A 22,660-nucleotide genomic window follows, 5' to 3' on the forward strand; every position below is an offset into this window, starting at 1 on the left:
ATACATTTCTAGAATTATGTTTTGTATAATAAATTAATAATATTCTGACATCTGTTAGATAAGGAGTCACAAAGGAATTAAACTGAATGATGGTGACGAGTCATTAATTTCTGTAAGAAGGGAGAAGTTATTTGGCTAAGAGAAGAGTAGGAGACATTTTAAGTGTTACATCGTTATTACCAGCGATAATAAGTGTTATTTTTTTCTTTATAAAAAGAGGGCCCGATTTTGATATTTATTTTGGTATCACCTTGTTTAGCATTTTATCAATTATCGGTATTATATTTGCAGTAGTCTCTTTAGTATTGTCTAAAAAACGTATTTTCGGTTGGATCGGTCTATTCACAAATGTATTAATTTTGGTTTATGCTTTTTTCTTACAATTAGCAATGGGAATTGGTGAACCATAAGCCTTTTTGGTGTTGAAGTTAAAACCTAAACAATCAATTATGCCTCGGCATAATTGCGTCCGGAATCGGCTTTGTGCTTAGGCCTACAGATGTCTTTTGCGCGAAAGCGTAGCGGCAGCAACGTGTCTTAGTCTGTGCGAAAGCGAAGCGACAGCAACACAGCACCGATGCAGGTCAGTTAGCCGTTATCGCATGGATGCGATGATCTTAGGCTAACATCCCCTAAGAACTCCTTTCCGATTTCCGTGACATCCGCCGGAGGCTTTAGGCCAACAAATGTTTTTTTGCGCGAAAGCGTAGTGCTAACGCAGCGGCAGCAGCATGATGTTGGTCACTCAGTCGTTGCCACAGGACGTGGCGTTCTTAGACTGAGTTCCTCTATTTCAGCGGATGTTTGTACACCCGTTGAAAAGTAAATTAAAACCCACATTTATCTCGCCACCAATAGAGGTGGGAGACTTATGTACCTGACGCTTAGCTTTCGCTACAAAAGATATTTTCTGGAAGAAGTTAAAAAACAAGTCTCCTACCAATCAATTGGTAGAAGACTTGTCGACATTTGCTGGAGGAATTATTGCTATTTCTGGCTCAATATGCACGAGTACCTGGCAGAAGGAATTTTCATGAGTAACGGTTTTTTCAATTTCCTCTGTGATTCGATGACTTTCAAAGACATTTAAGTTAGGGTCGACGGTTACTGTTACGTCTATAAAATGCATATTGCCATGAGCACGGCCTTTAAAGTCGATGAGCTCGATCACTCCTTCAACATTGCGAATTAATACGGATAATGTTTCGACCTCTTCAACATCAAAGGCATCTGTAAGGCTTTGAACTGCTTCCCAAAAGATTTCTACAGCTGTTTTAATAATAAGAAGTGCGACGAAAAGAGCTGTTATGGTATCGATAATGGGGAAGCCGAAAATTGCTCCAAAAATCCCGATGGCTGTACCGATACTGACAAGCGCATCTGAGCGATTATCATAGGCTGCAGCCTTAACAGCAGCGCTTTTTATTTTTTGGGACAGTGCCAAATTATAGCGATAAACAATATACATCACTACTGCACTGCCGATTGCCACATAGGCTGTTAATAGCGAGGGCGCTGTGCCAGTTGGCTCCCATAGACTTTTGATCGAATTGATGAGTACCTGTAAGCCAACAATTAGCATGATGAACGATGCAACAAGTGAAGCAACAGTTTCAGCACGTAAATGTCCGTATTGGTGATTGGAGTCAGGTGGTATTTGGGCAATACGTAATCCAATTAATACTGCAATGGATGCGATAATATCAGTAGTATTGTTAAGTCCATCTGCTTTTAATGCTTCTGATGTTCCGATATAGCCGATTGTCAGTTTTATTGAGCTCAGTATTATATATGTGCCGATGGATAACCAGGCACCTTTTTCCCCTTGACGTAAATTTGTATAGAGCTCCATTTTGTTTCCTCCTAGCAAAACTTTCGGGCATTATAAAACGACCCCCTTCTCGAGTAAGGGAGTCGTTTTTTGCGTTTATATTTTATTTCAGTAGAAGCTCTTATAGGTTGTGAGCAAAATGCTAATTTTATTTATCGCTCAAATCAAACAAGCTCGATTTTTATCTTACCAAGGCAAATAGGATAAGGCAATTTATCTTATATCAGCGCTTGTCCAAACGCAATTATGCCGAGGTATAATAGATTATTAGTCAGTTATTAATCGTTGTCATTTGATAAATCACGTTCAGGTAATTTCAGAACCTCTAAGTATAAAATATGGTGACCATCTAATTCTTTTGCGATAAATTCATAACCTTGTTCTTCAATACTATCTCCTTCGACCGCATCAAAGCGCATTGTCATGAACCAACCACCGATTGTATCAATATCATCATCTTCTATGTCAGTACCTAGCATATCATTCACGTTTTCTACTAGCATCTTCGCATCTAAAATAAAGTGATCTTCTGCAATTTCCTGAACCTCTGGAATTTCATCTTCATCGAACTCATCTTGAATGTCGCCGACAATTTCCTCAATAATATCTTCAATCGTAACTAGTCCAGATGTTCCGCCATATTCATCCATTAAAATGGCCATATGAATGCGTTCACGCTGTATTTTTAGTAATAAATCGTTAATTTGCGTTGTCTCCATTACGCGAATAATTGGCTGCATATAGTCAATCACTAGCTTATCACCATTTGCTGGGTCTTTAATGTAAGCAGTTAATAAGTGCTTCATATTGACTAAGCCGATAATATGGTCTTTGTCACCATCGATAATTGGGTAACGGGTATATTGCTCAACGCCCATTAAATCGAAAACTTCTCTAATCGTTAGTTCTTTTTCAATACCGACGATTTCAGTACGTGGGACCATGATTTCTTTCGCAAGACGATCAGAGAACTCAAAAATACTGTTCACATATTCATATTCTGAAGTATTAATTTCTCCACCCTTTAAACTATCCGACAAAATCATACGTAACTCTTCTTCAGTATGGGCTACTTCTGATTCTGACATCATTTTTAAGCCGAAAAGGCCTGTTAAGCCACGTGCAGATCCGTTTAACAGCTTAATGATTGGATACGTAATGTTGTGGAATAAAATTAATGGACCAGAAAGGTTTAATGTTACAAATTCTGCTTTTTGGATGGCAAGTGTTTTTGGCGCCAATTCCCCTATAACTACATGCATAAACGTTACAATTGAGAATGCAAGTATAAATGAAAGGACAGTAGTAAAATTTTCACTCAAATTTAGAAATTCAAACACTGGATTCAAAATAATCTTAAATGTAGGTTCACCAAGCCAACCTAGACCTAAAGCAGTGATCGTAATACCTAATTGACATGCAGATAAGTATTCATCTAAATCTGAAAGTACACGTTTTGCATTTTTTGCTTTTTTATTGCCCTCTGCAAGCAATTGATCAATACGTGTAGATCTTACTTTAACGATTGCAAATTCAGTTGCAACGAAAAATCCTGTCATTATTATTAGTAGGGCAAATGCCGCCAACCTTATGGTTATTTCCATTATGTCTCCGTCCAAATAATTCCTTTGTCCCCGCCCGAATGAGGGAGGTAAACAAAGTGTACACCTCCTATGATATTAAAAAATTGTTGAATGATTTAATCATAAAATATTTACATGAAAAACACAAATATTGACAACGATTTTTTTTCTTCTTTTAGCGGGTGTCCAAACATCCGCTGAAAGAAGTATAAGAACGCCAAGTCCTGTGGCAATTAATCTGTAGCGACAGCTACATTTTTTTTCTGCGCGAAAGCGAAGCGACAGCTACAATTATGCCGAGGCATAATAGATTTGATTTTCACACCGTAAATTGAAAAAAATTAAATAATTTCAAACACCAAAAGATTGAAAATAGAAATTTTGTATGCTAACTTTAATTGTAGCAAAGAAGATAGTTTGTTTAGAGAAAGAAGCATTTACATCTCATATAAAACGACACGTCAAAAATCTCAAGAGAGCTAAACTTGCGGATTTTTTTAAATGAATTATTTTTAATAGCAACACAAAGGAGCCACCTCATTCATATGAGGTGGCTCCTTTGTACTGTTGAAAATAAAATGGTCAAAGAAATTTATGTAAATGTTGTAGAAAGTCGCTTCGCTTTCGCAAACAATTGTAGCTGAAGTTACGTTTTATCATTATAAATTAGAGTGATATGTCAAAAATATACCTTAAGTAAAGAAGTTGATTGGAGTGGAGACTGGGCGACTCCTTGGGGATTAGCAATAGAGGAACGAAGGCTAAAATCATCACGTCCTGTGATAACGCCTTCGTGACCAACATCCTGCTGCTGCCGCTAAGTTAGCACTTCGCTTTCGCGCAAAAAAAATACCTGTTGGGCCAAGTGGCTCATCGGACGCCCCCAGGAAGCTCTGCTCTGCGCGAAAGCGAAGCGTCAGCGGCAAATGTTTTCTGTAGCGAAAGCAAAGCGACAGCTACAAATGTTTTATCTGCGCGAAAGCGAAGCGTCAGCGGCAAATGTTTTCTGTAGCGAAAGCAAAGCGACAGCTACAAATGTTTTATCTGTGCGAAAGCGAAGCGTCAGCAACAAATGTTATCTGTAGCGAAAGCAAAGCGACAGCTACAAAGCGCCCAGTCGGAACGGAAATCAACCCCTTGTTTTGCTGAAGAGCGATAATATGACTCTTTAATTTCAGAATAATTTTTCATAAAAAAGGGGCCATTTTCATTTATATGAGATGGCTCCTTCTACTTTAATTATTTATTGTTGTTGAAAACGTAATTTTAAGCACGCTTTTTCTACATCGTGAAGCGTTTCTTTAAATGGTATTTCACCTGAGTAAAGTGCAATTGTAACAGGTGCTTTTTCTGTTATACCTTGCTGCGTAAAAATGTAATTTTTGCCCTTATACGTTAAATATATAATTTTTACAGATCTTTTTCCGAAAGCACTAGTAGATGAATTGAAAAATCCTTTTAATTGACTGCAATATTCATTGTAGAAATCACTTTTAAAGCCAGAAAGAGTCTCGAATTTTTTACTATCAATAGCTTCAGCCTCATTCGCTAACTCGAAAATTTTAGCGGAAAATTCGGAAAAAACTTCTTTTACTTTTGCACGAATTAATGCTTTTGAATTATAACTGTTTAAGTCATCAGAAAGAGTGACTTTACTCATTGAAATAGCCTCCTGCATAAAAAACCTTTAATACTTGATAACATAAATGTATAAGAAAAATAAGGGAATTTCAATATACATAAACAATATTAAGATAATAGCAGTGCTAAAATTAGTAAAAAATAGGTGTTTTTAAGCAATATTAGTTCAGGAAAATACTACTTTTATCTTTATTCAGAAATGATTTGTGAAAGTGAAGCGACAGCTACGATTACGCCAAGGCGAAATTGATCAGTCGTAAACATGGTACAACATAAGCTCGTGAATCATTTTTTTTACATCCTCTTCGTTTAGAGGGATAGGTCCATTCCATTGTATAACGCCATCTTTTAAGTACTCCGCTGAATAACGTTCACGTTGATAAAAAAACGAAATAGACCAACCTGGAAGCTGAGAATTTTCAAATAATGGCTTAAAGCTAAAATGCTGAATCATAACCAAACCCCATTTCTTATATGTGTAGTTAATATTATTCAAGGATAGTGGTAATTTTGCAACTATTCACTTTACGAATGCTTTGTGAGTAGCGATGTATATGCTTAGACATAATATTAACGTGTGGTTTTTTTCGTTCCGACTAAGCACCTTCCTGGAGTCGCCAAGTTTTTAACTTAATACATGGCATAATTAGCAATGGACTATCTGTCTCCTTGGAAAATGAGTAGCCCGGAGCTGAAATTAGTATTTTAAAATTAATAAAGATGGATAAAAATAGTTAATCTAAGGGAATTTCTTTCGTAGAAAATCATTGCTCTGCTATAATTAGTGCAGCAGGCGACAAAATACGCCAATAGTGAATACAATTGAAATGAGAGGATACTAATGGATAATTTTCTAGTTACATTAATATTTATGGCCGTTATCGGTGCTGCAATCGGTGGTGTAACGAATCACCTAGCTATAAAAATGCTTTTCCGACCACATAAAGCTATTTATATTAAAAATTGGCGCGTGCCATTTACACCAGGTCTTATTCCGAAACGACGTGACGAATTAGCAAAGCAACTTGGGCTAACGGTTGTGAATTATTTATTAACACCTGAAACTTTTAGAAAGAAATTTTTCTCAAAGGATATTCAGGAAAAGGTAGAACAGTTTGTACAAACAAAGGTAGAAGAAACGATTTTTACAAATGATAAAACAATTCAAGATTGGCTATCATTAGCTGGGTTTTCCAATATGCCAGCAACAATTGAACAGAAGGCAGAAGCAATTGTTGAGGGACAATTTGAATCAGTTAAGAATACACTATCAACGAAATCAATTCGTACACTATTATCAGCAGATATTCAAAATACAATTGATGCAAAGATACCAGTAGCGGTTGATCATATTTTAGAAAAGGGTGAGGATTATTTTTTATCACCTGAGGGAGAACTGATAATTAAGGCGATGATTGATGACTTCTTATCGTCAAAAGGATCACTTGGTGGAATGATTAATATGTTTTTAGGTGATTCTTCGTCGCTCATGTCGAAGGTTCAGCGTGAACTTATAAAATTTTTACAGAAACCAGGAACATCAGCATTATTAACGAAAATTTTTACTCAGGAATTTGAGAAATTAAAAGATCGCCCAGCAATGGATTTCTTACAGGATATTCGTTTTGAACAAATATTATCGAAATTGCAAACTTACGTAAAAGAACAATTAGCAGTTGAAGAGCGCTTAAATTATCCTATTTCACATTACTGGCCAGAAGGTAATTCATGGATGAAGGAAACAGTGATTCCACAAGCCATTGAAAAAGCTTTTGTAAAAGCTGAAGAGAAATTAGAAGATGTGTTGGAACGCTTAAATTTACAAGAAATAGTACGTGAGCAGGTTGATTCTTTCCCTGTAGAGAAATTAGAGGAACTTGTACTAGGTATTTCAAAGCGAGAGTTTAAAATGATTACAGTACTTGGTGCAGTTCTAGGTGGATTGATTGGGATTGTGCAAGGGTTAATTGTTTACTTTATTTAAAAAGGAGAATTATGTTTATGATTAATATTTACAATGAAATTAATACGTTAGAGGCAACTTTTCGTAAAACACCTGAATTTGAAGCGTTGAAAGAAGCAGTGGCAGCTGTTAAGCAAGATGAAGAGGCATTAAATTTATTCAAAAGTTTCCGTAAGGTTCAAATTGACCTACAGAAGAAGCAATTAACTGGCGAAGATATTTTGGAAGATGAGCTTGTCTATGCGCAAAAAACTGCACAGCTTGCACAACAAAATGCGAAAATTTCAGCAATGCTTGAGGCAGAAATGCAGCTAAGTAAGATCATTGAAGAGGTAAACCGCATTTTAATAAAGCCTATTCAAGCATTGTATGAAGAATTTTAATTCTAAGTAGAACATCCAAGCGGCGGTAAATGGCGAAGTCCAACAACTTAGCAACAAAACAACATTTTCTAGCGTCGAAACGAGAGTCCTGATCAAACAGCTTTCTTAGGCATAAAAATACTAATAGTTGCACATATAACAAGTAAGAAGAAAAACGTGTTTCCGCAAGCCGGAGCACGTTTTCAATTTATGGCTCAATATCATTGGAGGTTATACTATGCATGTAATTATTGAATGGACCTATAAAGCGCAAAAGGGTGCAGAAACTGTTTTGCGTTCAGAAGAAATGCCTGCAGCTCAAGCATTACTACTTGCAGAGGACATGGAGCGAACAGGGAGAGTAAAATCACTGCATTGTGTCGATCGACAGGATACAAATTGGTCTTTAAAGGAACTCAAGGCATATTTAAAGGAAATTGACACTGAGCCACACAATATTACGGTCTATTTTGATGGGGGCTTTGATCGAGGTACAAATCAATCGGGGTTAGGCTGTGTGATTTATTATGAGCAAAATGGCAAGCCATATCGATTAAGACAAAATTCCTTTTCATCAGAGCTTAAATCCAACAATGAGGCAGAATACGCAGCGCTTTATTTGGGGTTAGTCGAGCTTGAGCTATTGAATGTTCACCATTTGCCCGTTTGTTTCACTGGTGATTCCCAAGTTGTTATCAATCAATTGAGTGGGGAATGGCCAGCACTTGAAAAGAATTTATCTAGCTGGGCTGATAAAATTGATGCAAAGCTAGAGGAACTCAGTATCCAGCCAGAGTACAAGCTAATATCACGTAAAGAAAATTCAGAAGCAGATCGCCTTGCAACTCAAGCATTAAACGGTATTGATATTACAGGATTAAGGGAAATGGTAAAGGAGTAAGTATAAGACACTTCAAAAAACAAATCACCAGTATTTATGAACTGCGCTCCACTTGTTAGACACACCATCTAACAAGTGGAGGTGCAGTTTTTTTTGGCTAAATTTACTACAGAAGAAAAATTACATGGGTGTAAACAAGAACTCAACCCTACGCACTGGTGATAGTCTGATTATTAACTTATTGTTGAAATAAAATCCTATTGTTCCATTTGTTATATAGATATTTACTGATAAATGGTTTTTATCGCAAATTTACCAGTTTTAAATGAAACTTTTACCATTCTAAAACTACTACTACTATGAACCTAATAATAAGGAGAGATATTATGAACATGAAAAAATTAGCACCTGCGGCAATGACAGCATTATTATTTGGAAGTGTAGTAATACCAGTCGCTTCGGCAAAAGAAAATTCGACAGAGACAGAACAACAACTACCACAAATTCAAATTGATCCTGTTCACATTTTTAATACTACTTATGGAACAGTTGAAAAGGTCAATTCTGGTGAGAAAATTACATATTTCACAGTAAAAGATGGCGAGCAAACAAACATTTTAGAGATAACAAAAGATACACTGGTTTTCGATAATACAGGTAAAAAAGTTGAACTTAAAGAAGGGGATAAAATTGTAGCTTATACATTTGCAAACAAGCCACAGAAATTAATTTATCCACCACAATTCAATCCCGATGTTGTCATTGTTGAAACTAAGGAAGCTGGATTTGTTGAAGTTGATTACTTCTTTGAGAACTTAACCAATACGTATGAAATGTTAAAATTAAACATTGGTGAAAACACAGAGCTTTTAAATACGAAGGGAGAGAAAGTTTCGACTAAAGATTTAAAAGAGAAGAACTTAGTTGTTTTCTATACAGTTTCAACGAAGAGTATCCCAGCTCAAACAACACCTTCGAAAGTAATTGTCCTTGATGAAGAATCAGGAAATACAACAGAAAATACTGTAGATGCAGAGATAGCAGAAATAATCGCTACAGATTATTATGAAGTCGATGGCACAAAGATGGTTCCATTGCGTTTGATTGCCGAAAAACTTGGCTATAAAGTAGAGTCAACAGGTAAAGGTGCAATTGTATCGAAAGGTAATTTATCTTACACAATTACTCGTGGAGAAAAAATGTTTGGTTATAACAAAGCATTACGCCCACTTCATACAGCCCCAGCTTTGTTAGAAGGTAATAAAACATATGTACCAGTTGAATTTGTAGAGGAATACTTAAAATAATTCAAAAAATCCCTGTAAAGGTAGGATTACCTTTATGGGGATTTTTTAATTTTATTACAAGTATTACTGTCACGGGAAACTTGGGAGAACGAACAGCGTCTTAATCAGAATCGGCTTGTGCTTAGGCTAGTATATGGGCAGACACGATGTCGGCATTTCGGTAATGCGGATGTTTGGATACACGCTGAAAGAAGTTAAACAGAATGTTCTGTAATTATTAGTGGCTTTGCTTAACGTTATAAAAATTTGTTAAACTATTGGTACTGTAATTTTTGAGAGAAAAGAGCGAAGAAAATGAAAATTATTCATATAGATCAAAAATATCCTGAGGATTGGATTCGCGTATTAAATCATATTGCGAATCTATTTTTCGAGGATTCAAAGTTAAAAGTAGAGTCTGAAGGAACAGATATGACAGTGTCATTCGAATATAACGTTGGGGATGATTTCTCAATATCTACAAGAGCTGTTCTAGAGGTAGACGGTAAGCGTTATACGAATGATTACCGTATTCAAAACGAATCTGGGGCTGAAGGACGTGAATTAAATATTCGTATTAAGCGTGCTTTGTCTCACGTTTTTTTAGATGTGCTAGAGCAACATACTGGAATGCATCAGCAGTGGGGAATTTTAACGGGGGTGCGTCCAACTAAGCTTTACCATAAATTCCGAAAGGCTGGGAAGAGCGAGGAAGAAATTGCAGATATTCTTATTCGTGATTTCCGTTTGTCAGAAGAAAAGGTAGTGCTACTAAAAGAAATAGTGGCTCGCCAGTTAGTGACGATTCCTGATATAGATGGAATCGGTAAAGAAATAAGTATTTATATCGGCATTCCTTTTTGCCCGACTAAATGTGCCTATTGCACGTTCCCAGCCTATGCGATTGGCAGCAATCGAAAACAAGGGCGTGTTGCTACATTTTTAGATGGGCTGCATATTGAATTGCGTGAAATGGGTAAATGGCTGAAGGAAAACAATATGAAAATCACGTCCATTTACTGGGGTGGAGGTACACCGACGTCTATCGAGGCGAATGAAATGGATGCACTCTACCAGACGATGCATGAATCCTTCCCTCATCCTGAAACAATCCGTGAAGTAACTGTCGAAGCGGGCAGACCTGATACGATTTCGCCTGAAAAACTAGAAGTGTTAAAAAAATGGGGCATTGACCGAATAAGTGTTAATCCACAATCATATACAGATGAAACACTTAAGGCAATTGGTCGTCATCATACGGTACAAGAAACAATTGATAAGTTTTGGTTAGCGCGTGAATCAGGCATGAATAATATTAATATGGATTTAATTATTGGTTTACCGAATGAAGGAATTGAGGAGTTCCACCATTCATTAGATGAATCTGGGAAAATGCAGCCTGAATCGCTAACGGTACACACATTATCATTTAAGCGTGCATCGGAAATGACGCGTAATAAGGATAAGTACAAGGTGGCAGACCGTGATACTGTTGCACAAATGATGCATATGGCACAAGTATGGACGAAGGAAAATGATTATGTACCATACTATTTATACCGTCAAAAAAATATTTTAGGCAATTTAGAAAATGTCGGCTACAGTAAAGCTGGCGAAGAAAGCATCTATAATATTGTTATCATGGAAGAAGTACAGACAATTTTAGGGATTGGCTGTGGAGCATCCTCTAAATTTGTTCATCCTGAAACAGGGAAGATTACACAGTTCCATAATCCAAAGGATCCGGCTGCTTACATCATGACGTTTGAAGAGGCAATCGGTAAAAAAATCGAGTTTTTAGACGAATTATATAAGGTATAAAAATGATGGCAATCTGACGTGATGTTCAGATTGCCTCTTTTATTCCGATAAATCGCGATAATGTTCCGATAAACCTGGAAAACATTCCGATAAAATTAAAAAACATTCCGATAAAAATTCTAAGGAAATATTTTAAGCAGAATTTTATAATGATTGTAAGCGCCTAACTTAAATGAGTGGAGGTATAACATGAAAGTCGTTATTAGTCCAGATTCCTATAAGGGGACTTTGTCGGCCATCGAGGTGGCTAATGCAATGCAAGCAGGAATCTTAGATGTTGATCAATCGATTGAAACCGTCATTTTACCAGTAGCAGACGGTGGAGAAGGTACACTAGAATCACTCGTTGTCTCAACAAATGGTCGGTATATTTCACAATATGTGTTTGACCCATTAGGGAGAGTAATTGAAGCAAAATATGGTGTTCTCGGTGATAATGAAACATGTGTAATTGAAATGGCCCAGACATCCGGGATTATGCTGCTACGGGATAAAGAAAAAAATCCTGAGCTTGCATCAACGTATGGAACGGGACAGCTTATAAAGGCTGCTCTTGATGAAGGATTTAGGAAGTTTATTATCGGAATTGGTGGCAGTGCTACAAATGATGCTGGTGTAGGTATGTTAAAGGCACTTGGACTGCAATTTAAAAAAGAAGACGGTACTTTAATTTCTGACGGGGTGTCATCACTATTAGATTTAGCTTCAATTGATGTCAGTCAGCTAGATCCCCGAATCGCTGAAGCAACATTTATTATTGCCTGTGATGTTGATAATCCATTGATTGGAGAGAGCGGGGCAACAGCTATTTTTGGTCCTCAAAAAGGTGTGAAAAAGCATCAAATTGCCTATTTTGATAGCTGCATAAAACAGTTTGCAGACATTGTAGAAAAGCAATTTAACATCCGACTGCACGACTACAAAGGAGCGGGTGCTGCAGGGGGATTGGGAGGAGCGTTAATAGTTTTTCTAAACGGCAGTTTTCATGCAGGTATTGAGATTGTTATTGAAGCAGTACAGTTAAAAAAGCATTTAGAAGGTGCCGAGTTTGTTATTACAGGTGAAGGAAAATCGGATCGTCAAACATTACATGGGAAAGCTCCATTAGGGGTGGCAAAGGCTGCAACATTAGCGAATGTACAGGCTGTCTTATTGTCAGGGGCAATAGATGAAAATGATAAACCTGCGTTGCTCGAACATTTTACCGTTGTTGAATCATTAGTAGATGAAAATATTAGTGTTCAGCAGGCAATGCAAGAACCTTATTATTTTATTCGGGTGAAAACAAAAAGGATTTTTGAGTCTTACCTGCAAATGGGAAAGGATTAATACCAGAACAATGACAGGTACGATAGAGAGCAGCCCGTGGTTAGCTCTCTTTTTTGTATAATAGAAAAAGAGAAAGGAAGTAAGTAGATGAAAAAATTAATAATAGTGCTCCTTTGTATTTTTTTGTTAGCAGGCTGTACGGAGACATTAAATGAGGAGAAAGTATCTGTCACTGCGGGACATGAAATGCGCGTACATTTTATTGATGTAGGACAAGGAGATTCGATTTTTATTGAATCGCCAAACGGCAAGACAATGCTTGTTGATGGAGGCGTTAAAGGAGCTGGTCAAAATGTTGTTTCTTATTTGAAGGAGCTTGGCGTGAAGAAGCTTGATATAGTGGTCGCTACCCATCCTGATGCAGACCATATTGGCGGTTTAATTCCTGTGTTAAATTCGATAGATATCGGACAATTTTATGATTCAGGGAAGGTACATACATCTCAAACCTTTGAAGAGATGCTGACACTTATTGATACGAAGAATATTCCTTATAATGTTCCAAAAACAGGCGATAGTATAGCGTTTGATGATGAGATTAATGTGAAGGTGTTAAACGCCAATGAAAATGCTACAGATAATAATGATGCTTCCATTGTCTTAAAAATTGCATATGGTAATGTTTCATTTTTATTAACAGCTGACGCGGGAGTAGCGTTAGAAAAAGAGATGATGCAGGACGATGTGAAAGCAACAATCTTAAAGGCAGGTCATCATGGTTCTAACACGAGTAGCTCTGCGGAATTCATTCAGGCAGTGCATCCTGAGGTAACAATTTTAAGCTATGGAGAGGGAAATAAGTATGGTCATCCTCATGCTGAAGTAGTTGAGCGTTTACAAGCAATTGGCAGTAAAATTTATGCAACTGCAGAAGCAGGGACTGTTATCGTATCAACAGATGGGGTAAACTATGACGTGAATTCGAAAGAATGGTCTGGAACAATTGCCTCAGCACCACAAACAACCAGTGCAAGTGTTGAGATTGTTAGTAAGGACTTAATCGAAGAAATTGTAGGCATTAAAAATAATAGTAATGAAGCAGTGTCCTTAAAAGATTGGCAGCTTATATCAATAGAAGGTAATCAAGTTTTTAACTTTCCAAATGTAACATTGCAGCCAGGAAAAACGATTTATGTCACAAGTGGCTCAAATGCACGAGACGGTCAAAATTATTTAAAGTGGACAAAGAAACAAATTTGGCTGAATGATGGGGATGCTGCACAATTACGTAATGCGAAAGGGGCTATTGTTAGTGAGCTTGACTAAATACACCTTAGACCGTATTGAAGATGGATATGCAGTTTTTTTGAAGTACCCAGAGGAAGAGGAACAGGAACAGCTAATCATTTTACAGTCCGCCATAAATAAACCAGTACAGGTTGGCGATCGCGTGCTAATTGAAGAAATTGACGACTTCTATCAAATTGAAATTTTAAAAGAAGAGACTGAGCAGAAAAAGACTGAAATACAAAGCTTAATGGATAGATTGCGTAAGAAAAATCAATAGTCACAGAATGAAGAAGAGGCTGGGAATAGGCTCATCACTAGAAGTTGGGGATGGCATTTGATAAAGCGTATGCCATGATATTCGTTGCGGCTGGGACGCCCTCAGGAAAGCGTCCGGCCGGAACGGAAATCACCCCCACGTTATGGTGATGAGCCTATATTTAACCGGCCAAATTAAATACCTAAAACGCTATGCTAAATATTTTGAATATATGCTAAAATAATTATATTAATAGGAAGCTAGGAGCTGACACAATGTCAATTAACACAATTATTTTTGATTTAGATGATACGCTATTATGGGATAAAAAATCCGTCAAAACAGCATTTGAGAAAACATGTGAATATGCAGCAACAATACATAATGTAAATCCGGCTGAGCTAGAGGAAGCTGTTCGTAAAGAAGCGCGTGCACTTTACGAAGGCTATGAAACATATGATTATACGGTGTTAATTGGCATTAACCCATTCGAAGGCCTTTGGGGAACATTCGACGATCCAACAGATTCTTTCCAAAAAATGAAAAATATCGTGCCGGGCTATCGTACAGAAGCATGGACAAAAGGCTTAGCAGCTCTTGGTATTGATGATGCACAACTAGGGGCGGAGCTAGGGGAGCGCTTTGTGGCAGAGCGTAAAGTATCTCCATTCTTATATGAAGATACTTTTGAGGTGCTAGATAAGCTGAAAGGAAAGTATCAACTCGTATTACTGACAAATGGAGCACCAAGTTTACAAAATTTGAAGCTAGAAATAACACCAGAAATCGCACCGTATTTTGACCATATAATTATCTCTGGGGACTTTGGAAAAGGAAAACCAGATGCCTCTATTTTCGAGCATGTAATGGAGAAAGCGGGTATTACAGCAGACGATGCGATCATGGTTGGAGATAATCTAAATACGGATATTTTAGGCTCATCTCGTGTTGGTATGCGCAACGTTTGGATTAATCGTGAAAACAATGTACCAAATGGTGTTGTTACTCCAACATATGAGGTTGATTCTTTAACTGCATTATTAGAACTTGTAAATAAGCTGTAAGTAAAAAAGTACTGATTCTTGAAAGGATCAGTACTTTTTTTGTTTTTTGAAGTATATCGAAACAAATTTAGGTCTGTGGAAACTTTACAATCATGTTATTGAAAAAAAGCTCATCACCGTAAAGTAGAGTTGATTTCCGTTCCAACTGGGCGCTATCCTCGCGAGGCTCGCTCCAGGGTCTCATCTGTGATGATGAGACCAAATTGTTTTTAGTTCGAATCGTAAAAGTAAAACCGCATGAAATCAAAGTTTTTAATTTGATTTCATGCGGTTTATTAATTTTTATAGAATTTTACCCAGCCTATATAAATCAATATATTATAGGTTAATAGCTTTTACTTCATCAATATTTTCAAGCTTTGCAACGAATGTTAAATCTTCTTCTGTTACAGCATTGTCGATTGTTAGCATCATGACAGCTGTACCGCCAACTTGTGCACGACCAACTTGCATTGTTGCGATGTTTACATCTTTTTCTGCTAGCTTTGTAGCTACGCGGCCGATTGCACCTGGTTTGTCAGTATTTTTAATATAAAGAAGGTGACCTTGTGGAATAACGTCAACAACATAGTCTTCTACTTTAACGATACGTGCACCTAAACCATTTAATAATGTACCAGCAACTGTGTGTGTTTCGTTTACTGTTTTAATTTCAATCGTAATTAAGCTAGTGAAGCCTTTAGCAGTTGTTGTTTTATGCTCATTAATTTTCATGCCGATTCGTTCAGATAGGTAGCGAGCATTTACGTCATTAACATGATTACCGTGGTTTTTAGCTAATAAGCCTTTTAACGCGTTTGACGTTAATGGACGTACATCATAATTTGCTACTTCACCAGCATAAGATAAGTTGATTTCTTTTACAGGCTCAGTTGTAAGTTGAGATAAGAATGAACCTAGTTTTTCAGCTAATTCAAAGAAAGGCTCAACTTGTGCAAGTAACTCTTTTGGAATAGATGGCATGTTTACTGGGTTAGTTACAGTACCTGTTTTATAGAATTTAATGATGTCGTTTGAAACGTCAACAGCTACTGACTCTTGTGCTTCAATTGTAGATGCACCTAAGTGAGGTGTTGCGATTACTTGTGGTAAAGTAAGTAGCTTGTGATCTGTTGCTGGCTCAGATACGAATACGTCAAGAGCAGCACCCGCTACTTTACCTTCTACGATTGCATCGTATAAATCGTCCTCATTGATAATACCGCCACGTGCACAGTTAATGATACGCACGCCATCTTTCATCATAGCGAATTTTTCTTTGTTAATAAGATTGCGTGTTTCAGGAAGAAGTGGCGTGTGTACTGTAATGAAATCTGCAGTTGCACAAATTTCTTCAACTGTTGATTTTGTTACTCCTAACTCTTTAGCGCGTTCATCTGTTAGGAATGGATCGTATGCCATAACGTTCATGCGTTGACCTTTTGCACGATAAGCAACTTCAACACCGATACGACCGAAGCCTAGAACACCTAGAGTTTTATTTTTAAGCTCAACGCCAACATAAGATTTACGATCCCATTTACCGTTTTTAAGTGTATTGAATGCTTGTGGGATGTGACGAGCAAGTGAAGTCATCATTGCAATAGTGTGCTCAGCAGCAGAGTTAGTGTTGCCATCTGGTGCATTTACTACGATAATGCCATGTTCAGTTGCAGCAGTTAGATCAATGTTGTCTACACCTACTCCAGCACGTCCGATAAGTTTTAAGCTTTTAGCCGCTTCAATTACTTCGCGTGTTACCGTTGTTTGAGAACGTACTAGTAAAACATCTACATCCGCAATTTTTGCGATTAATTCTTCTGGTGCAAGACCAGTATCAACGATGATATTTAAGTCTAAATCTTGTTCTTGTCGTAATGGGAAAATACCATCTTCACTTAGTGGATCAGCTATAAATACGTTAATTGTTTTAGTTGCAGTTGTCATTTGAGTAGTCATTTGTAATTAGCTCCTTTTAATTAAAAAATGTTAGTGTTCTTTATATACGAAACAGTCTGATTTTTGTGGAGATAGTACATCTTACAGCATATACAAATCTCCTTTCTAGAAATGAGAACAATATCAATTTCGCCTTGGCGAAATTGCGTCCGGATTTTGAGAGGAATAAATTGTGCACGCACAATTTATTCCTCTCAAAATCCGTGACATCCGCCAGAGGCTTTATCTTCATTTTGTAAGTATTACAAAATGAAGATAAAAAAAGCCCTCCACGCCTTACAAACACAGATATTGTGTTGTAAGGGGCGAAAGGCTGAAAAAACATTGGTTCGCGGTACCACCCTTAATCACTGCTTGAAAGATTTCTAGCAGTCTTAGCTATATGCGTAACGTGCATGTGACGGATAAGCTTACTTTGGAGATGTTCGGCTTATCTATTCAGGAGTGGAACTATTATCGTAGAAATCACTGATTTACACCAACCATCAGCTCTCTTTGGATTTTCTTGCGACTAGCGTGTCTCCGTCGTTATATTTCCGTGTGATTAAATTTGTTAACATCATAATCCTTATTGTTCACCTTTGTCAACAATATTTCTAAAAAAGATTAAAAATATAGACTTGGGAAGTCTGTAAAGTATCTAAAAACGAACATTAAGTTGTTTAGTTTTAAATATCGTTCGTATTACTGGAAAGGACAATGAAAGCGCTATCGATAGATGTTAAGTCAGAATACATGGGCGTTTAACAAATATTTGAGGTCGAAAATTATATGGGGAAATACTGGTATTAAATGGATTGTGAGAATAGGAACTTTCTTTGTTTAGTGGAGGAAAGCGAACGTTTTTTTCTTGTCACATTTTTGTCAAATTTACAATGTGTAGAAGGTAAACGATCCATTAGAGAAGAATGTAAGTAATGAAAGATTGATTTTTAGGGGGTATAGAATGATGTATGATGTAGCAATTGTCGGTGCAGGACTGGCAGGATTAGTAGCTGCCTGTGAGTTAGCGGATGCAAAGAAAAAAATTGTTTTAGTAGATCAAGAACCTGAAAATTCAATGGGAGGACAGGCATTCTGGTCCTTTGGCGGTATTTTTTTAGTGAATTCACCCGAACAAAGAAGGCTTGGTATTAAGGATAGTAAAGAGCTTGCATGGCAAGATTGGCAAGGAACGGCCGGCTTTGATCGCTTGGAGGATGAAGATTCATGGGCGTATAAATGGGCCAAGGCTTATGTAGATTTTGCAGCTGGTGAAAAATATAGTTGGTTAAAGTCTAAGGGTATTAAGTTTTTCCCTGTCGTCGGTTGGGCAGAACGTGGGGGATCATTAGCAGGCGGCCACGGAAATTCGGTGCCTAGATTTCATATTGTTTGGGGAACTGGACCAGGTATTGTAAAGCCGTTTGCTGAAAAAGTGAAAAAGGCCATAAAGGATGGATATATAGATTTTAAACCAAGACATCGGGTAGATGAGTTTATTCAACAAGATGGAAGGATTACAGGGATTAGTGGAACAGTTTTGGCTCAAAGTTATGCAATTCGCGGTGAAAAAAGCTCTAGGCTAGGCATTGGAGAATTTTCTTATGAAGCGGGAGCGGTTATCGTGGCGAGCGGTGGGATAGGTGCAAATTTTGATTTAATCAGAAAAAATTGGCCTGCTCGACTTGGTACACCACCTAAAAATATGGTCAGTGGCGTACCTGCTTATGTAGATGGCAGAATGTTAGAAATTACTGAGCATGCGGGAGGACGTATCGTTAATCGAGACCGCATGTGGCATTATACAGAAGGCTTAAAAAATTGGGACCCTATTTGGCCAAATCACGGTATTCGAATTTTGCCTGGCCCTTCATCATTATGGTTTGATGCAGAAGGAAATCGATTTGGAGCACCAAATTTTCCAGGTTTTGATACGTTAAGCACATTAGAGGCAATTCAAAAAACAGGTTACGATTACTCGTGGTTTATTTTAACTGAAAAAATTATTGAAAAAGAATTTGCATTATCAGGCTCTGAACAAAATCCTGATTTAACAAATAAAAGTATTAGCGATGTTCTGAAACGTGTTTTGCCAGGAGCACCGGGTCCAATTCAGGCATTTAAAAATCATGGTGAGGATTTTGTTATTGCTAATGATTTAAAGGAGTTAGTTGAAGGAATGAATAAGTTGGCTGGCAATGATCTTCTTGATTTTATCAAAATAAAAGAGCAGATTTTAGCAAGAGATCGTGAAATGGACAATAAATTTACAAAGGACTTACAGGTTAATGCTATCCATGGTGCAAGAAACTATGTTGGTGATAAATTTGTGCGTGTTGCGAAGCCCCATAAAATATTAGATCCCAAAAATTGGCCACTAATTGCGGTACGTTTAAATATTTTAACGCGTAAAACATTAGGAGGCTTACAGACAAATTTGAATGGTGCTGTGTTAGGGATAGATGGTCAGCCTATACCGGGTTTATTTGCAGCTGGGGAAGTTAGTGGTTTTGGTGGTGGCGGTGTACACGGTTATCGTGCTTTAGAAGGGACTTTTGTTGGTGGTTGTTTATTTAGTGGACGGCAAGTAGGGCGTTACTTGACGAAAGAAAATTTAGAAAGCTCTGGTGAGAGAAGAAGCCGCTCTAATACAAGGGGGAATTACTCGGATGAAAGGAGTAACCCTCACATACATGGAAGTGAAAAGCTGTAAAAGTGATACGAATTTTAGAAATATCGACAACATATGGGCTCATTACAGAAATTTGGGGATGCGTATATTGAAACGTATGCCCTGTAAATAAGTTGATTGGAGTGGAGGCTGGGCGACTCCTTGGGAATCAGCGATAGAGGAACGAAGGCTAAAACCATCACGGCCTGTGATAACGCCCTCGTGACCAACATCGTGTTGGCCCGAGACCCTGGAGCGAGCACATAGATGAACGAAGGCTAAGAGCATCACGTCCTGTGATAACGCCTTCGTGACCAACATCCTGCTGCTGCCGCTACGTTAACACTTCGCTTTCGCGCAAAAAAACACCTGTTGCCCCAAGGGGCTCATCGGACGCCCCCAGGAAGCTCTGCTCTGCGCGAAAGCGAAGCGTCAGCGGCAAAGCGCCCAGTCGGAACGGAAATCAACCCACGTTACGGTGATAAGAAAATATACTAAATGAGGAGTTTTAGAATATGAAAGAGCATCACCACAAATGGATGATGCTCTTTTTTCTTATAAAAAGGAATTTTGAACTACAGCGATTTTAGCGATTTGTTCCTCAATCTGCTCTTTTGTCCAACCATTCTTTTCAACAAAGAAGTTGCGTTCTGCGCGGCGGCATTCGTCTGAACAGCTACGCATATAGAAGGACTCATGCTTTTCCTCGCAAAGCATTAATTTATGGCACTCAGGATTTGCGCAGTTTGTATAACGTTCTGTCGGTTCACCAGTGAAGAAATCCTTGCCGACAATCGCATGCTCGACCTGATTAATCGGTACACTACGACGTCGATCAAAGACAAACATTTGTCCATCCCATAGTTGACCTTTTACCTCAGAGTCTTTGGCATACGTCGCAATTCCACCGTGTAACTGACCAACACTTTCTCCGTAGCCTTCACGTTTTAACCAGCCAGAGAATTTTTCACAGCGAATACCACCTGTGCAGTAAGTTAAAATTTTCTTATCAGCAAAATCTTCTTTACGAGCTTCCATCCAGGCAGGTAGGTCACGGAAGTTTTCAATATCTGGACGCACGGCACCACGGAAATGACCAAGGTCATATTCATAATCATTACGTGCATCAATAATTACCGTATTATCCTCCTGCATACGTTCCATAAATTCTTTTGGAGATAAATAATCTCCTGTTATTTCTAAAGGATTAATATCATCGTTCAAACCAAGGTGTACAATCTCTCTACGAGGGCGCACATGCATTTTTTTAAAGGCATGCCCTTCAGCTTCATCAATTTTCCACATAATATCGCTAAAACGAGGGTCTGCCTCCATATGATTCATGTATGCATCAGTTTGCTCGACTGTACCTGAAACCGTTCCATTAATCCCTTCATATCCAACTAAAATACGACCAAGAAGTCCAATTTCTTGACAAACTGCTAAATGTTCCTCTGCGAATGCTACAGGGTCTTCAATAGCTATATATTTATAATAAAGTAATATACGATAGTCTTTCTGTGTCACAATTATTAACCACCTTTAAATCAATGTTCGTTCTTAAATATAGCATATCAAGTGCTATTTTGCGTAGGATAGAAGGAGTTTTCTAAAAAAACACGAATAGTACATAGTGAATGACTATTCATATTTGGGGGTGTTGGGATGGAATTTTCAACGATTACATTAGAAAAATTAGAACGACGAGCAACATTAACATTAAATCGACCACATGCAATGAATGCCATGGACGATGTGATGATGCGTGAACTAGCAGAATGCTTTGAAGCACTACAGCAAGAGCAAGAAATACAAGTTCTCGTTATTCGCGGGGAAGGAAAAGTCTTTTCTGCAGGTGGCGATATTAAAGCGATGCTAGATCCAAATAAGCCACTAAATATTGATGAGGCAATGGTTTATTTAACACGTATTGTCAAAGCGTATTACCAGCTACCGATGATCGTCATTGCGGCAGTCCATGGAGCATCAGCTGGATTAGGCTTTAGTCTAGCGTTAGGGGCTGACATAGTTGTGGCATGTGAAAATAGTAAGCTAGCTATGAATTTCATAGGTATAGGGCTCATCCCTGATGGCGGCGGCCATTTCTTTATGAAGGAACGTGTGGGTACTGTCAAAGCTAAACAAATGATTTGGGAAGGCAAGGTATTAACTGCATCTGAAGCACATGATGAAGGATTAATTGACTACGTTGCGCCAGATGGGACTGTTTTTGCGATTACTGACCAACTAGTTGGAAAAATGCTTGCTTCTCCAATTGCATCGATGATTACGACTAAAAAAATTCTACATGCTCAAAATTTACCTCAATTAGAGAGTATTTTATCGATGGAAGCAGCAGGGCAAGCAGCAATGCGTAAAACGGCCGATCATTTAGAGGGAATCCATGCGTTTGTAGAAAAAAGAGCACCTGCCTTTGCAGGAAAATAAAAGATAGAATGAATAAAAGGCGCGTAGAAAAGTTTACTACGTGCCTTTTATTAGTCATTTTTAGACATGGAATAAAATTAATTTACCTGAGGAGTTCACAAGGCGATGAGTTTTGTTGGCAACACCTTTTTCTTCGATTTGTTGTAAACCGTTGATTTTTGCAGCCTCATCGCTTTCGAATGTCCATGTTTCATCAAACAATGTTTCCCCAGTTTTTTCAAAAGCTGTAAAACGATAATTCTCCATACAAACCCCATCCTTTACTTATATATATATCTATTATACATAGAAGATTTATAAACTTCACGGTAAAAATAGCGGATATTTCGATAAATTATGAAAGTTATGTAAAATTCGAGGCAATACTATAAATAAACATTCTTTGAATACATTTCTCATCTAGCGTGAAGTATG

At 37.8% G+C, this 22,660-nt stretch carries 20 protein-coding genes; 13 read left to right on the forward strand and 7 right to left on the reverse strand.

Annotation, left to right across the window (positions count from 1 at the left end; translation table 11 throughout):
- Window positions 1-131: 131 nt before the first annotated feature.
- Entirely contained in the window at window positions 132-410 is a 279-nt protein-coding gene (locus tag ACZ11_RS23180) for a hypothetical protein (RefSeq protein WP_049668907.1), read from the forward strand.
- 533 nt (window positions 411-943) lie between these two features.
- Here the strand turns inward: ACZ11_RS23180 and ACZ11_RS23185 are convergent.
- Both ACZ11_RS23185 and ACZ11_RS23190 read right to left on the reverse strand, forming a co-directional pair.
- Window positions 944-1,852, reverse strand: coding sequence for a cation diffusion facilitator family transporter (locus tag ACZ11_RS23185; protein WP_049668908.1), 909 nt, complete (start codon window positions 1,850-1,852; stop codon window positions 944-946).
- Between the two features lie 257 nt (window positions 1,853-2,109).
- Window positions 2,110-3,435: a hemolysin family protein gene (locus ACZ11_RS23190; RefSeq protein WP_082172875.1), complete on the reverse strand. Its 1,326-nt coding sequence runs from the start codon at window positions 3,433-3,435 to the stop codon at window positions 2,110-2,112.
- A gap of 978 nt (window positions 3,436-4,413) precedes the next feature.
- Between ACZ11_RS23190 and ACZ11_RS26470 the strand changes: the two genes are divergently transcribed.
- Entirely contained in the window at window positions 4,414-4,563 is a 150-nt protein-coding gene (locus ACZ11_RS26470; RefSeq protein WP_161804489.1) for a hypothetical protein, read from the forward strand.
- Between the two features lie 94 nt (window positions 4,564-4,657).
- Here the strand turns inward: ACZ11_RS26470 and ACZ11_RS23195 are convergent, their stop codons facing one another.
- Window positions 4,658-5,074, reverse strand: coding sequence for a hypothetical protein (locus tag ACZ11_RS23195; RefSeq protein ID WP_049668910.1), 417 nt, complete (start codon window positions 5,072-5,074; stop codon window positions 4,658-4,660).
- Window positions 5,075-5,305: 231 nt separating this feature from the next.
- The gene (locus ACZ11_RS23200) at window positions 5,306-5,509 is read right to left on the reverse strand and encodes a YheE family protein (RefSeq protein WP_049668911.1); all 204 of its coding nucleotides are present in this window, start codon (window positions 5,507-5,509) and stop codon (window positions 5,306-5,308) included.
- A gap of 387 nt (window positions 5,510-5,896) precedes the next feature.
- Here ACZ11_RS23200 and ACZ11_RS23205 point away from each other — a divergent pair, with 387 nt between their 5' ends.
- From ACZ11_RS23205 to ACZ11_RS23245, 9 genes are all read left to right on the forward strand, one after another.
- On the forward strand, window positions 5,897-7,039 hold the full coding sequence (locus ACZ11_RS23205) for a DUF445 domain-containing protein (RefSeq protein ID WP_049668912.1): 1,143 nt from the start codon (window positions 5,897-5,899) through the stop codon (window positions 7,037-7,039).
- A gap of 17 nt (window positions 7,040-7,056) precedes the next feature.
- Window positions 7,057-7,401 carry a YlbF family regulator gene (locus ACZ11_RS23210; RefSeq protein ID WP_049668913.1) on the forward strand — a complete coding sequence of 115 codons (345 nt, stop codon included), beginning with the start codon at window positions 7,057-7,059 and terminating at the stop codon, window positions 7,399-7,401.
- A 217-nt stretch (window positions 7,402-7,618) separates the two neighbouring features.
- A complete protein-coding gene (locus tag ACZ11_RS23215) occupies window positions 7,619-8,281 on the forward strand; it encodes a ribonuclease H family protein (RefSeq protein WP_049668914.1) in 663 nt (220 codons plus the stop codon).
- Between the two features lie 326 nt (window positions 8,282-8,607).
- The gene (locus ACZ11_RS23220; RefSeq protein ID WP_049668915.1) at window positions 8,608-9,528 is read left to right on the forward strand and encodes a copper amine oxidase N-terminal domain-containing protein; all 921 of its coding nucleotides are present in this window, start codon (window positions 8,608-8,610) and stop codon (window positions 9,526-9,528) included.
- A gap of 294 nt (window positions 9,529-9,822) precedes the next feature.
- Complete coding sequence (locus ACZ11_RS23225; protein WP_049668916.1) at window positions 9,823-11,328, forward strand: coproporphyrinogen III oxidase; 1,506 nt, start codon at window positions 9,823-9,825, stop codon at window positions 11,326-11,328.
- Window positions 11,329-11,517: 189 nt separating this feature from the next.
- Entirely contained in the window at window positions 11,518-12,657 is a 1,140-nt protein-coding gene (locus ACZ11_RS23230; protein WP_049668917.1) for a glycerate kinase, read from the forward strand.
- 87 nt (window positions 12,658-12,744) lie between these two features.
- Complete coding sequence (locus tag ACZ11_RS23235) at window positions 12,745-13,923, forward strand: MBL fold metallo-hydrolase (RefSeq protein WP_049668918.1); 1,179 nt, start codon at window positions 12,745-12,747, stop codon at window positions 13,921-13,923.
- Window positions 13,910-14,164: a DUF3006 domain-containing protein gene (locus ACZ11_RS23240; protein ID WP_049668919.1), complete on the forward strand. Its 255-nt coding sequence runs from the start codon at window positions 13,910-13,912 to the stop codon at window positions 14,162-14,164. The genes ACZ11_RS23235 and ACZ11_RS23240 overlap by 14 nt, the downstream gene beginning before the upstream one ends.
- Before the next feature lie 254 nt (window positions 14,165-14,418).
- Entirely contained in the window at window positions 14,419-15,207 is a 789-nt protein-coding gene (locus ACZ11_RS23245) for an HAD family hydrolase (RefSeq protein ID WP_049668920.1), read from the forward strand.
- Window positions 15,208-15,525: 318 nt separating this feature from the next.
- Here ACZ11_RS23245 and serA read toward each other — a convergent pair whose 3' ends face one another.
- Window positions 15,526-17,133: a phosphoglycerate dehydrogenase gene (serA, locus tag ACZ11_RS23250; RefSeq protein WP_049669173.1), complete on the reverse strand. Its 1,608-nt coding sequence runs from the start codon at window positions 17,131-17,133 to the stop codon at window positions 15,526-15,528.
- Between the two features lie 958 nt (window positions 17,134-18,091).
- On the opposite strand from serA, the gene ACZ11_RS23255 reads away from it, so the two are divergent.
- Window positions 18,092-19,840, forward strand: a complete 1,749-nt coding sequence (locus tag ACZ11_RS23255; RefSeq protein WP_082172876.1) for an FAD-binding dehydrogenase — start codon at window positions 18,092-18,094, stop codon at window positions 19,838-19,840.
- 513 nt (window positions 19,841-20,353) lie between these two features.
- Here the strand turns inward: ACZ11_RS23255 and trhO are convergent.
- Window positions 20,354-21,325: an oxygen-dependent tRNA uridine(34) hydroxylase TrhO gene (gene trhO, locus ACZ11_RS23260; protein WP_049668921.1), complete on the reverse strand. Its 972-nt coding sequence runs from the start codon at window positions 21,323-21,325 to the stop codon at window positions 20,354-20,356.
- A 138-nt stretch (window positions 21,326-21,463) separates the two neighbouring features.
- Between trhO and ACZ11_RS23265 the strand changes: the two genes are divergently transcribed.
- Window positions 21,464-22,246 carry an enoyl-CoA hydratase gene (locus ACZ11_RS23265; protein ID WP_049668922.1) on the forward strand — a complete coding sequence of 261 codons (783 nt, stop codon included), beginning with the start codon at window positions 21,464-21,466 and terminating at the stop codon, window positions 22,244-22,246.
- A gap of 60 nt (window positions 22,247-22,306) precedes the next feature.
- Here the strand turns inward: ACZ11_RS23265 and ACZ11_RS23270 are convergent, their stop codons facing one another.
- Window positions 22,307-22,492, reverse strand: a complete 186-nt coding sequence (locus ACZ11_RS23270; protein ID WP_049668923.1) for a YhzD family protein — start codon at window positions 22,490-22,492, stop codon at window positions 22,307-22,309.
- Window positions 22,493-22,660 lie beyond the last annotated feature (168 nt).

The organism is Lysinibacillus xylanilyticus (assembly GCF_001183605.1).
GTDB classification, from domain to species: Bacteria; Bacillota; Bacilli; order Bacillales_A; family Planococcaceae; genus Lysinibacillus; species Lysinibacillus xylanilyticus.

Coding starts and splice junctions, on each gene's coding strand:
- ACZ11_RS23185 (WP_049668908.1), bottom strand. CDS start 1,852: ATGGAGCTCTATACAAATTTACGTCAAGGGGAAAAAGGTGCCTGGTTA.
- ACZ11_RS23190 (WP_082172875.1), bottom strand. CDS start 3,435: ATGGAAATAACCATAAGGTTGGCGGCATTTGCCCTACTAATAATAATG.
- ACZ11_RS26470 (WP_161804489.1), top strand. CDS start 4,414: ATGTTTTCTGTAGCGAAAGCAAAGCGACAGCTACAAATGTTTTATCTG.
- ACZ11_RS23195 (WP_049668910.1), bottom strand. CDS start 5,074: ATGAGTAAAGTCACTCTTTCTGATGACTTAAACAGTTATAATTCAAAA.
- ACZ11_RS23200 (WP_049668911.1), bottom strand. CDS start 5,509: ATGATTCAGCATTTTAGCTTTAAGCCATTATTTGAAAATTCTCAGCTT.
- ACZ11_RS23205 (WP_049668912.1), top strand. CDS start 5,897: ATGGATAATTTTCTAGTTACATTAATATTTATGGCCGTTATCGGTGCT.
- ACZ11_RS23210 (WP_049668913.1), top strand. CDS start 7,057: ATGATTAATATTTACAATGAAATTAATACGTTAGAGGCAACTTTTCGT.
- ACZ11_RS23215 (WP_049668914.1), top strand. CDS start 7,619: ATGCATGTAATTATTGAATGGACCTATAAAGCGCAAAAGGGTGCAGAA.
- ACZ11_RS23220 (WP_049668915.1), top strand. CDS start 8,608: ATGAACATGAAAAAATTAGCACCTGCGGCAATGACAGCATTATTATTT.
- ACZ11_RS23225 (WP_049668916.1), top strand. CDS start 9,823: ATGAAAATTATTCATATAGATCAAAAATATCCTGAGGATTGGATTCGC.
- ACZ11_RS23230 (WP_049668917.1), top strand. CDS start 11,518: ATGAAAGTCGTTATTAGTCCAGATTCCTATAAGGGGACTTTGTCGGCC.
- ACZ11_RS23235 (WP_049668918.1), top strand. CDS start 12,745: ATGAAAAAATTAATAATAGTGCTCCTTTGTATTTTTTTGTTAGCAGGC.
- ACZ11_RS23245 (WP_049668920.1), top strand. CDS start 14,419: ATGTCAATTAACACAATTATTTTTGATTTAGATGATACGCTATTATGG.
- serA (WP_049669173.1), bottom strand. CDS start 17,133: ATGACAACTGCAACTAAAACAATTAACGTATTTATAGCTGATCCACTA.
- ACZ11_RS23255 (WP_082172876.1), top strand. CDS start 18,092: ATGATGTATGATGTAGCAATTGTCGGTGCAGGACTGGCAGGATTAGTA.
- ACZ11_RS23265 (WP_049668922.1), top strand. CDS start 21,464: ATGGAATTTTCAACGATTACATTAGAAAAATTAGAACGACGAGCAACA.
- ACZ11_RS23270 (WP_049668923.1), bottom strand. CDS start 22,492: ATGGAGAATTATCGTTTTACAGCTTTTGAAAAAACTGGGGAAACATTG.